Raw genomic sequence first — 1,476 nt, forward strand, 5'->3', positions numbered from 1 at the left:
TTAAAGGTCACCCAGCAATTATTCGGACTGACGCCGGCCGAGTCCACGCTGGCGGTGCATCTGGCCAATGGTCTGTCGCTGGAAGAAGCGGCGGAAGAGTTGGGTATACGTCACAACACCGCGCGTGCGCATCTGCGCTCGATCTTTTCCAAGACCGGCGTGCGCCGCCAGACCGAACTGGTGCGCATCATGCTCAATAGTGTCAGTGCGCTGGGGCAGCATACGCTGGGTTGATTCAACATAAAAAACGGGCAGCACGCGTTAAAGCGTGCTGCCCTTTGTCGCTGCTACCGGATTTCAGCGGCTATGGTTAGGCGCGAAAATCAAGTTGCAATCCGCCCTGTTCAATCCAGATCAATCAGACGCAAGGTCTTGAAGTAAATGAAGCGATCGTAGGGCAGGGCAACAGTATTGCGCCACAGATACATGCCTGCCGACCAGTTGTAGGGCTGGGTTGCGCCGGCCTGTACATTTGGCCCCTTCTTGTCGACGATGACCTTGCCGTTGACGGTGATCTTCAGGATGCCCTTGCCGCCTTGCGAGGCTTCACGCTCGTCGAGGAAAGCTTCGATACGGACATGGTTTTCGCCATCCGGATCGATGCCGGCCAGTTGGCCGAGGCGCTGGCCACCTAGTTGTGGGTTGACCCGTGCGTCGAAGGATATCTCCAGCTTGTTTTTATCCTGAGCATCGCTATCGACCCCCATCAGCAGAGTCGGTCCATAACCTGGTGTTTTCAGCTGCCATACGGTCGCGCTGGATTCGCCCACCGGTGCCTTATGCCATGGTGTACTAAGGTTGCGGCCACCCATGCGGAACTTCATATCCCATGCAACATGCTTGCGTGTCGAAATCGGGAAGGCATTGACCTGGGTGCGTAGTTTCTCCTCGACGATGCCGTCGCCGGCAATCACGCCGATGGCGGTATAGCCATCCGTCTTGAAGACGCGATCCTTCACACCGTCGTTCTTCAGTTGCCAGCCCTGTACTACTTGGGATTGCTTGTTAACCGGATCCCACACATTGATGGTGTGGAGGTCAGAGCGCCCGGCTGTTGGGTTGTAGAACGGTTGGTTGCCGCTGAAGTCGTATGTGATCAGCGGTGCACCAATATCCACGCTAACCTTGCTGTTGCCGATCGTCGGCGTATAAGGCGACTTGGCCACATAGGTGGTGCCGACGACAGGTTCCGGTGTGACGGTCTCTTCAGGCTCGATCAGGCGGGCACTCTTGAAGTAGATAAAGCGGTCATATGGCAGCGCAACGGTGTTGTTCCACAAATACATGCCCATTGACCAGTTGTAGGGCTGGGTCGCGCCGGCCTGTACGTTCGGCCCTTTCTGGTCGACGATAACCTTGCCGTTGACGGTAATCTTGAGAAAACCCTTGCCGCCTTGTGCAGTTTCTCGCTCGTCGAGGAAGGTTTCGATGCGGACATCGTTTTCACCGTTAGGATCAATGCCGGCCAATTGGCCC

The 1,476-nt window shown here is 56.3% G+C and carries 2 protein-coding genes; one reads left to right on the plus strand and one right to left on the minus strand.

What is annotated here, in order from left to right:
* A partial coding sequence (locus tag EGI20_RS18595; protein WP_498633178.1) for a helix-turn-helix transcriptional regulator occupies window positions 1–234 on the plus strand: 234 nt, incomplete at its 5' end.
* A gap of 110 nt (window positions 235–344) precedes the next feature.
* On the opposite strand, the gene EGI20_RS18600 is transcribed toward EGI20_RS18595, so the two are convergent.
* Window positions 345–1,476, minus strand: a 1,132-nt coding sequence (locus tag EGI20_RS18600; RefSeq protein WP_498633180.1) for a hypothetical protein, incomplete at its 5' end; no start/stop codon positions are given.

The sequence above is a fragment of the Aquitalea sp. S1-19 genome (assembly GCF_024343515.1).